The following is a 4,114-nucleotide window of genomic DNA, read 5'->3' on the forward strand; positions in this document are numbered from 1 at the left end:
CAATCGGCGCAAAGCCCGTCAAGCCCTCAGCAAAGCGTATCTCAAGGTGCAACGGCAGCGCGAGGATTTCGCCAGAAAGCAGGCGAACGCGCTTGTCTCGTCTCACGACGTGATTGCCTACGAAGCCTTGCAGATCCGCCATCTCGTCAAGAACCGTCATCTGGCCAAGAGTATCGCTGACGCGGCGTGGGGTCGCTTCCTCTGGTGGGTGAGATACTACGGCACGCTGCATCAGGTTCCGGTGATCGGGGTGGAACCGGCCTTTACAACCCAGGACTGTTCTCGTTGTGGGCAGCGGGTCAAGAAGAGCTTGAGTGTGCGTACCCATCTGTGTCCTGGCTGTGGGCTGCTCCTCGACCGAGATCACAATGCCGCCTTGAATATCTTGCAGAAGGCTCTACAGGGTACCGTCGGGCAGACGGGAACCGACGAGGGTGTCTCGTCGAACGCTTCTGGACAGCCTGCCGCTACGCGTCGTCGCAGTGCGACGCCGCGCAAGCAGGCTGGATGAAGGAAGAATCCCCGCCCTTCTGGCCTGGGGAGTGTCAACAATAGTATGCACATAGCGTGCCTGAATCTCTTTCCAATTAGGCCCAAGCTCCTCCTGCCACTCTTCAGGCAAGGGATCACTGGCAGGCATGATATAGACAGCCTTATAACTTTCCAACTCTGCCGCAACTGGCCGCTTGTGGTTTTCCAGCTTCTGAAGCAAATAATTCCCACGCGAATTGTTATAGATGTCCTTCACATAAAAGGCCGCACGAAACTCCTCATTTTTGGGGAAGCGAGCATTTCCTTCCTTTGATACCCAGACCGCTTGAACACTCTCAAGATAGTGCTGCTTATCTATTTCTTTAAGCAAGCTTACAAACATCTTATTCAATGCATTGGTTGGCAAACCGCATACCCCGCGCCTGACAACATAGCTCTCAACCATCCTGACGATTGTGATGAACTCTTCTTTCCTGACAAAGCCACGCATATAATCATCATAGACAGCCAGTAAGAAGGGATAGGACACCTCAACGGTCAATGCCTGGATATCCTGGAATGCCCGCCGCAACTCAGGATCAGGTTCATGGCTCAAAGCGATTCTGGCGAAATATTCTGCGTAACTGGCAATATCAAACACCAGGTCATGCATAGAAACATTCTTGCTCTTCTCCGTCTGATAATATCTCTTAAATTCTTCATATACTCCGCTGATCCTCGGGATATCCTCCAGCTTGAGAGAGAGATAGTCACGCATAAACCGATCGAATAATTGTGAGCCCCGCGTATTATTCGCCTGGAATTTCTCCTCTATTGGATACCAGTATTCTTTATACAGCCATTCTTGCTCTTGTGGATCCAGACTCATCAGCACATAGTTTCGAATAAGATCAGCCTGCGTCAGATCTACCCCGGTTGAATTGAGGCTCTCAAAGATCAATTGAGGATTGTCATAGGTCATGTCAAGCGCAATATCAACAAAGATGAGCTTGCTCACGCCCTCATACACGACTTCGAGGCTAACATCTTTTCGTAGCCTTTTATCAAAGAAACGATAGTTATCAATGAGCAGGCTCTTCTCATACTGGCAGAGAGCCTGATCAGGATCATCGATAAGCAGCTTCAAGATTTCCCTATCTCGCTGTGTGAGGAGAAGCTTATAGCGATCCTCATCTTTCCCAAATTTGTTGATGAGATAGGAGTCGCGAATTTCTTCGGGGTTCATCCCCGTCACCCCTGCTTGATCCTGCGCGACATGAGCAAGAGCTGCAAGCAGAAGCATCAATGTTGTCAGGCGCTGCTGTCCATCAATGATAAGCCACTGTGCGTTATGCGTCAGATGATGAAGTCCACGCTTGACATAGACGATCGAACCAAGAAAGTGTGTTGGCATATTCGTTTCAGCAGCACGCAGAATATCATCCCAGAGGCGCCCGCACTGCTCCTCTGTCCAGCTATACGGCCGCTGATAAATAGGGATAATAAATTGTTTTTTGCCATCCAAAAATTGCAAAAGCTGATGAACATATGCTTCCATAAAGGGACCTCCCACGCTTCTCTATCTCATATGTAGCGGTTCAACAGGAGTCTGCTTTCACATCCTGAAAAGCCGCGACCCTATGTACATAGCAAGAACATACATACTTTTATAAAAGATGTTCACAGTATAGTCTTTTCGGGTAAAAGTGCAATCCTTATTGCGATCATAGCCAGAAAAGATAGGAATGCTGCTCAGAAATGCTTTTCTCTGAGCAGCACATAAAAATACAGGAGAAGTTATCCCTTGAGATATCAACCTACTGTCGCGGAGAATGAGCAACTGAGGGATCAGCAGGAGGAGGCTCTAACCGCGTTTGATACATCGCTCCCTGCTCACTCGCCTCCTGAAGGGCATCATAGATCTCCAGAATCATACGCCTGCTTCGATACTCTCCATAGCGCTTCTCGTCTTCCTTCTTCACCAACGGAAACGTCTCCATGATAGAGGCGACATCTTCCCGCTCCACCCCGTAGAGGTGGAAGAATGCCGCATCCAGCTCACAGCGCAAGAGAAAGCGCCGCTCCTCATCCCAGCGGAAGGGCGGCCCCGCATACCCACACTCCCGCGCAAACGCCTCCAGATCCCATGCCGTATAGGTCAGCTCAAGCGCCCGCGGCAAGATCCACTCCCCAAGCGATACACCCGGCTGCCACACACATTCCTGCTTATACGTCTCTGGTGGGAGGACTGGAAGCTGCTTCAGAATGAAAAAGGTAAGATGCGTTCCCCCTAGCTTCTGTCGAGCGATAAAATCAAATGCAAACGATGAAACACTAGAAGTAAAGTTTAACATCAGACGTTCATCTTTCCCTCCAAATGCAATCAGAGGCATAGTGTGCCCAACAGCCACCGCAGGAATGATGTCAAAGATAGCCGTTCTTTCATTCGTTGTATTTGTTACGTCCCGAAAGGCAAGCAAAGCAGTCTGCTCTCGCAACACATCCGCATTCATATCCCGTTCATGGATCCAATAGCGTGGTAACGGCACCGCAAACGGATCACGCCGATCTATCCCCTGTTCAGCCTCTTCTGCTGTTGTGGTATAGCCACCAAAGCGATGATCGTAGTGTGAGATCATCTTTCCCTCATACAATGGATAACATTTCTCGTTTCCTCTATAGAAGATATTTCCTCTCAGCGTCCAACCAGCCTGCTGAAGCTGGGTACAGGTATGAAAGAGATGGGAGTCATTTGCCATATCAAACATACGAATGAATGTCACCTGCCACGGGTTCAATGTCTCTTTTCCATCTTCTCGCACAAGAACCGGGGCATGCCTATACAGTTGCTTTGTCAGTTCTGCATCTCGCTGCGAACGGAAAATCGGGCAGGTTCGCGTGTTCGGATTGAGCAATGCTATCTCTTCCGCTGTGAGCACAAAAGCACGCTCCTCTGTCTTCAGTTCCGTCGGATCATGCAGGAAAAAGGCAAAGCGTGCCCCTTGCATCGCCGGTCTCTCCGTTCCACTCAACGTCAGCAAGCTGAATTTATAGCTTCGATGTACCCCCGGGAAAATCGCCTTTGCGTTCTCAAAATCATACAAGCTGACCAGTGTCCTGCTGTCCATCAAATCCTGAAAGAAGACCTTCGTGGTATCATCAGTGGCAATTCCTGACGGCACAATGCAGCCTATGCGTCCCTTCGGGCGTAGGATCTGACGCATACACTCCGTAAAGATCGAGTAGCGATTGATATCCCCTCTCCCACACAGCGGAAATCGTCCACTATGGCGAACAAGGTGACTCTCCCCTTCTGCCTGGCGCAACGCTTCCTTGAACGCCAATGACAGTAGAAAGTCTTCTCGCTCTAACGCCTCGATCATCTTGCGTCTCTGCGCCGCATTGCTTGCATTCGCTATATCGGAACGCCCATGCGCCGAGAACCATTCCTTCTCCTGGATCTTGATCCGCTCCCACGGGGGATTTCCCAGGACCACATCAAAACCTCCCGACCAGCCCGTCAGCGCATTCTCCGGCTCCTCATTCCCCGATGGCACTTGAAACACATCTGGAAAGGCCAGATGCCAGTGAAAAAACTGATACTGTTCCGCCAGACTCTGAATATACCGTCGCTGTTCCTCCC

3 protein-coding genes are annotated in these 4,114 nt (G+C 50.2%); 1 reads left to right on the forward strand and 2 read right to left on the reverse strand.

Features of this window, described 5'->3' with window-relative positions; all coding sequences use genetic code 11:
- A partial coding sequence (locus EI42_RS31605) for an RNA-guided endonuclease InsQ/TnpB family protein (protein WP_146505490.1) occupies positions 1-511 on the forward strand: 511 nt, incomplete at its 5' end.
- Here EI42_RS31605 and EI42_RS31610 read toward each other — a convergent pair.
- Positions 398-2,029, reverse strand: a complete 1,632-nt coding sequence (locus EI42_RS31610; protein WP_111326946.1) for a DUF262 domain-containing protein — start codon at positions 2,027-2,029, stop codon at positions 398-400. The genes EI42_RS31605 and EI42_RS31610 overlap by 114 nt on opposite strands.
- Before the next feature lie 259 nt (positions 2,030-2,288).
- Positions 2,289-4,114: Eco57I restriction-modification methylase domain-containing protein (locus EI42_RS33015; protein WP_211326455.1), on the reverse strand; the 1,826-nt coding region annotated here is incomplete at its 5' end.

It is taken from the genome of Thermosporothrix hazakensis (assembly GCF_003253565.1).
Taxonomy (GTDB): domain Bacteria; phylum Chloroflexota; class Ktedonobacteria; order Ktedonobacterales; family Ktedonobacteraceae; genus Thermosporothrix; species Thermosporothrix hazakensis.

Excerpts from the sequence above, each read along its gene's own strand:
- EI42_RS31610 (WP_111326946.1), bottom strand. The coding sequence starts at position 2,029 with ATGGAAGCATATGTTCATCAGCTTTTGCAATTTTTGGATGGCAAAAAA.